Annotated in this window: 5 protein-coding genes; 4 read left to right on the top strand and 1 reads right to left on the bottom strand. The window is 51.2% G+C overall.

What is annotated here, in order from left to right; all coding sequences use genetic code 11:
• On the bottom strand, positions 1-1316 hold a 1316-nt coding region (locus tag LAT75_RS15145), incomplete at its 3' end, for a hypothetical protein (protein WP_291483604.1).
• Positions 1317-1926: 610 nt separating this feature from the next.
• On the opposite strand from LAT75_RS15145, the gene LAT75_RS15140 reads away from it, so the two are divergent.
• From LAT75_RS15140 to LAT75_RS15125, 4 genes are all read left to right on the top strand, one after another.
• On the top strand, positions 1927-2187 hold the full coding sequence (locus LAT75_RS15140; RefSeq protein ID WP_291483602.1) for a hypothetical protein: 261 nt from the start codon (positions 1927-1929) through the stop codon (positions 2185-2187).
• Positions 2188-2215: 28 nt separating this feature from the next.
• Positions 2216-3094 (top strand): DUF92 domain-containing protein, encoded by an 879-nt coding sequence (locus LAT75_RS15135; RefSeq protein ID WP_291483600.1) that lies wholly within the window; start codon positions 2216-2218, stop codon positions 3092-3094.
• Entirely contained in the window at positions 3081-4382 is a 1302-nt protein-coding gene (locus LAT75_RS15130) for a dicarboxylate/amino acid:cation symporter (RefSeq protein WP_291483599.1), read from the top strand. Before LAT75_RS15135 ends, LAT75_RS15130 begins: the two co-directional genes overlap by 14 nt.
• A gap of 175 nt (positions 4383-4557) precedes the next feature.
• The coding region (locus LAT75_RS15125) for a tetratricopeptide repeat protein (RefSeq protein ID WP_291483596.1) at positions 4558-5222 on the top strand (665 nt) is incomplete at its 3' end.

Raw genomic sequence — 5222 nt, 5'->3', positions numbered from 1 at the left:
GAAATGGTGCCGCGGAGGTCATCGCCCAGCTGCGAGCGGTACAGGCGGTAACCGGCAAAATCTTCCTCCCCGGAAACGGGATCAATGGAGAATTCGGCGCGGTTATCCCAGTAAATACTTGCAGTTCCGGCGTCGAGCTCAACACGGATTCGGGGCACATCCGGCGGCTCAGGAACCAGGAAGCGGGTACGGCTGCCGTCGGGGTTTTCCTGCCCGTCGAACAGGCGGAAGGCCCAGTCGATATTTTCGGCCAGCAAGGCGCGGCTTTCTTCGTTATCGAGCTGGTCAACATTGGCAGTTTGCCCGGGCACCAGGTTCTGGAATTCGGGAGGCATCAGAGCCGTAACAAAAGCGATATAAATACTTACTGTCTCGCCCGGCTGCACTTCAGGGAACGGACCAATAGTGTTGAGCTGAATATAATTTCCGTTTGAGAAAAAACCGTCGTTACGGAGGGCTTCACGGTTCTGATCAATAGGCCAGATGGTCTGCTGCCGCTCATAGCGCTCCAAATCATTGGCGGGTCGGGCAAAAGCGCCGGTACCGGCGCCAAACAGCCAGAAATCAGGGCTTACGTGCGGCACGGGCAGGCCTGCGGTCTCTACCTGCTCTGCACGGCGGGGATGAAACTCCACACCGCGATACTCTGAGCCCAAAATCACGGATGCGGCAAAAGTATTGATGCGCGGCTGATCAAAAGAACCGCGGTCAAAAACATACAGGGCATACTGATCGTCGAGCCAGCCCAAACCCCCTTTATTAAAAAAATCGGTGCCGGTTTCTACCGTTGAGTTCACGTTCCGCACTACCATGTCGGAATAAATACTGAAATAGACTTCTTCCCAGACCTCACCATTGGGGTTGGTTGACCAGATATTGGAATTATTGGTGATGTCGTACCGGATGATGGAAATTCCTTCGGTAAATCCGAAATTCCAGTTATAGGTTTCAAATCTCACATCTGCATAAAGGGGATTTTCATGACCGGGTACGGGGCGGTTGTTTCGCACCGTGCGGCGGTCGGAGAATTCAGCGATCAGATCCTGATGGCTCACCGCCGACGGGCTGAAATTCGGGCTGTCTGTGAGAGATGAACGCTCCACAAACAGGGTTCCGTCGTTGGTAAACTCAAAACCTGCTACGTTCTCGTTATATCCGGCGGCGTTAGTAACCGACGAAGTTGAAACCCGGGTCTGTCCGTCAACACGGGCACCCAGCCAGATTCCGGCTTCAAAAAGGTGCTCGGTACCGGAACCGCGCGGAAATTCCATACTTGGCAGGCCAACCGGCTGATTTCTGACGTTTGGCCGCCCCATTGTACCTACGTTTGAATACGAGATACCAAGGTTACTCACCGTTACAGCGCGCCGTTCGAAGACTTGCTGCGCGGCCGATAACTCATAAAAAAACAATACTGTAAATACGACAAGTAGTAACCTGATTACTTTCATTCAGCTAAAATATGATAAATAGAATAGGTTTATTAAGACCTTACTGACAGTATAGTCCTTGGAACACTCTCAGCAGTCCGACTGTAATTTAACAGGGGTTCGAATTCTTCAAGGTATCGTTATTCTGTTCAATATGGAATTGCATGTTCTGTATTTTACAATATAATAATCTCTTTTTTGATTCCGGAAGCGCTTCCCGTAAACAGCACCTTAACCCGTATAAACCGTTATTGTGTGCTCAGAGTGAACCGTTATTTCCGTGAATATTTGTAATCTGATACAGAACTTAGAATTTACGCAATAATTCCAGCCTTTCAAAAAGAGGCTTACAGCTCAGATCCGGCGCAAATTCATCATACCCTCTCCAAAAAAATCATTACCTTCAGGCCTTAGGCACAACAATTCTCTCCAACTGCTGTTGAAGCGGCCTGAAAAAATTTCACCTTTCAATCTACCTAACAGAATAATCCTGCATATGCCCCGCAAAGAGCCCCGAAGAGCCAAACGAAGCGGCTCCGTACCCGTTACTGAAAGCCCTGTTTTCGGAAGTGAAAATTATAAACTGATGGCCGCTGCAGCCGGGCTTATCTTCGCCGGTTTTGCCATTATGGCCCTGGAAAATGAAATCAGCGGCTTTTTCTCGCTGTATATATCTCCGGTTCTGGTAGTTGCAGGCTTTATTGTTTTCGGATGGGGAATAATCAGAAAACCGGCTGAGCAGCAAGCCCCGAACTAACCTCTGAACCCAATATCCCGTCTGCCGCATGCACATTCAGGCTACCAATGGCACTGCAGTACGCAGCTTCGCCTGGTTTAACATAAACCTTCTGAATTACTGCTTCTATGTGCTGCTTATTCTGGTTTTTGTTGTTGTAGCGAATCCTCTCGACAAGCTGCTGATATTACTTGCTTTTGCCGCTGCGTGGCTGATCAGTTATCTGAGCTTTCTGATGCGGCTGCTCAGCCTGGACGGCATGCGCGCAGCCGTGCTTATCGGCACCCTTACCCTTGGCCTTGGCGGTGTTGAATATACCGCCTACCTTCTCTTCTTTTTTGTGAGCAGTAACATTGCCGGCTTTATTTTCAGCAAACCGGCAGCAGACGGCAACCGTCCGCTTGTTGAGCGCCGCACGGCTGAACAGGTCTGGGCCAACAGTTTCTGGTTTATCTCCGGTCTGGTTGTCTTTTTTATATCTGGTTACTGGTCGTTTGCGGTAGCCGCAGCTGCAGCCGCGGCTACTGCAACTTCAGATACCTGGGCAACCGTTATCGGAAGTTCAGCCAAAGCCGAAAAAGTGAATCTGATTACCACCTTCAAAAAAGTACCCAAAGGAACTGACGGGGGTATCAGCTTTAAAGGTACCATGGGCGGGTTTATCGCAGCCCTGCTTTTCGGGCTTCTGAGTTTTCAGTTCCAAAGTGCGCTTGGCCTGCAGGTTGCCGCAATTGTATTTATTTCAGGGTTTTCAGGTTGCCTGTTTGATTCCTATTTTGGGGCCTACTTTCAGCACGGAAGCCGGAAACTTCGCTTTTTGGGGGTTGTGATTCAGCCGGGTAACCACCTGGTAAACTTTATGGCAACCGGCAGCAGTGCCTTACTTGCATTCACTCTTTATAATATTTTGATCTATGCCCTGGTATAAAAAGCTGCACTGGCAGATTATTATCGGTTTGATTCTGGGATTGCTCTGGGGTCTCATTTCCACACAAGCCGGTCTCAATCAGTTCACCTCTGATTTCATCCGTCCTTTTGGTACCATTTTCGTAAACCTGCTGCAGCTAATTGCCATCCCCCTTGTACTTGCTTCATTGGTTGTTGGCGTTACCAAGCTCAACGACATCACCAAGCTTTCGCGCATGGGCGGCAAAACCATCGGTATCTATCTGGTAACAACCGTTATCGCCATTACCATAGGGCTGATTTCGGTTAACCTGATTCAGCCCGGCAAAGCCCTGCCCGAAGAAACACGCATGGAGCTGCTGGAAAGTTATCAGGAGAACGTTACCGACCGGCAGGCGGCCGCGGCCCAAACCATGCAACGGGGCCCGCTTCAGCCCATCGTAAATATTGTGCCGCAAAATGTGATCAGCTCGATGAGCAGCAATGCCAATATGCTTCAGGTGGTGTTTATTGCCATTCTGCTGGGTATCGCACTGGTACAGATTGATCCGAACAAAAGCGCACAGCTGGTCGGCTTTTTCGACGGTTTTAATGATGTGATCATCAAAATTGTGGATTACATCATGCTGCTGGCACCATACGGGGTATTCGCGCTGCTTTCCGCGGTAATCATCGACCTGGCGGGCGACGACCTTGGCCGGGCATTCAATCTGCTCAAAGCCCTTGGCTGGTACTCCCTTGCGGTTATTATCGGCCTGCTTGTGCACATGCACCTGGTTTATTTTGTGCTGTTTAAGATCTTCAGCACCATGAAACTCCGCAATTTCCTGCGCGGTATTCGCCCGGCCATCCTGCTGGGATTCAGCACAAGCTCAAGCGCGGCAACGCTGCCCGTTACCATGGAACGTGTAGAGAAAAACCTGGGTGTTGAGGAAGAAGTCGCAAGCTTCGTGCTGCCGGTTGGCGCCACTATTAATATGGATGGTACCAGCCTGTACCAGGCCGTTGCGGCTGTTTTCATCGCACAGGCTGTCGGGATGGACCTCAGCCTCGCCCAGCAGCTCACCATTGTGCTTACAGCCACCCTTGCCTCCATTGGCGCGGCAGGCGTGCCGGGTGCAGGCATCATTATGCTCGTAATTGTGCTCAATTCCGTACAGGTGCCCGTTGAAGGCATCGCGCTCATTTTGGGTGTTGACCGTATTCTGGATATGTGCCGCACCGCTGTGAACATAACCGGGGATGCCGCTGTTGCCGTAGCTGTTGCAAGTACAGAAGGCAAACTTGCCGACGGCCGCTTCGACGACTAAGCCATAAATCTGATTTTTTCCGAATCCGGCATCCGAATAAAATCAGGCCTGGTTCGTTCATGGTGCGCAATGCAACGGTTTTATTACCCTTATACTGATTCTGAGTTTTACTTTTTCCATGGCACACGCCCGATTTTTGTTTTTTTGCCTGTTCACCCTTTGCTGTTCGCTGTTTATGGCTTCCGAATCTGCTGCTTCTGAAAACGGCAAAAACGCAGGCGTTTTTGCTGATGAACGCCTGCATAACGCCATACACGCTTTTTACGCCAGCGACTGGCTAACAGCTCAGGATTTACTCAACCAGCTGAAGTCCGATCATCCCGCTGAGCCTACGGTTTACTTTTACGACTCGATGATCCCGTTCTGGGCCTACTTCTTTGCGGGCTCGCAGCCGGAAGACGCACGAAGCTTTCTGCATCGCTCCGAGCGGGCCATCGATATTTCCGAGCGGCATCTGCGCACGGCCCGCAATGACACCTCAACCGTGCTGCTGCTCAGCGGGCTGCACGGGTACCGCAGCCTCGTTGCAGCTTCTGAGCGCGAGTTTCGCACCGCAATCCGCAGCGCTATGACCGGCTTTGGCTACACACGTCAGCTGCTCGCCCTCAACTCCAACGACCCTAACGCACAGATGGGGCGCGGCGTTTTTAACTATATGATGGGCACCATCCCCTCTGAAGTGCGGTGGCTTACCAGCTTTGCCGGCCTCACCGGCGACCGTGAAGCCGGCTTTGAACAACTTGAGGAAGCCGCCAATGCCGGCACCCATGTGAGCATCGATGCCCTCATGATTCTCACCTATCTCTACCTGCGGGATGAAGAGTTCGAAAACGCCCGACG

It is taken from the genome of Cyclonatronum sp. (assembly GCF_022565315.1).
Taxonomy (GTDB): Bacteria; Bacteroidota; Rhodothermia; order Balneolales; family Cyclonatronaceae; genus Cyclonatronum.
Note: the sequence above shows the minus strand (reverse complement) of the source record. Positions and strands in the feature narration are given on the sequence as shown.

Bases quoted from the DNA above. Each gene is read 5' to 3' on its own strand.
- LAT75_RS15140 (WP_291483602.1), top strand. From the start codon at position 1,927: ATGCCCCGCAAAGAGCCCCGAAGAGCCAAACGAAGCGGCTCCGTACCC.
- LAT75_RS15135 (WP_291483600.1), top strand. From the start codon at position 2,216: ATGCACATTCAGGCTACCAATGGCACTGCAGTACGCAGCTTCGCCTGG.
- LAT75_RS15130 (WP_291483599.1), top strand. From the start codon at position 3,081: ATGCCCTGGTATAAAAAGCTGCACTGGCAGATTATTATCGGTTTGATT.